Annotated in this window: 1 protein-coding gene; it reads right to left on the bottom strand. The window is 69.0% G+C overall.

All coding sequences use genetic code 11. From position 1 onward, the window contains the following. A partial coding sequence (locus LQ326_RS47645) for an AMP-binding protein (protein WP_308402186.1) occupies positions 1–204 on the bottom strand: 204 nt, incomplete at its 3' end. Between the last annotated feature and the right edge of the window lie 35 nt (positions 205–239).

Raw genomic sequence — 239 nt, 5'->3', positions numbered from 1 at the left:
CACATACGCCCCACCGGCCTTCCACACCGCCAGCAACGCCACCACCATCTCCACCCCACGCGGCAGACACAGACCCACCCGCGACTCCCGACCCACCCCACGCGCCACCAACCCACACGCCCACGCATCCGAACACGCATCCACCTCCGCATAGGTCAACGAACGCCCACCCGAACGCAACGCCACCGCCCCAGGCGTCAGCACAGCCCACTCACGCAACCGCTCCACCACCGTCGACG

Source organism: Streptomyces shenzhenensis, from assembly GCF_021462265.1.
Classification (GTDB): domain Bacteria; phylum Actinomycetota; class Actinomycetes; order Streptomycetales; family Streptomycetaceae; genus Streptomyces; species Streptomyces shenzhenensis.
This window is presented reverse-complemented; position numbering and strand designations above follow the sequence as displayed.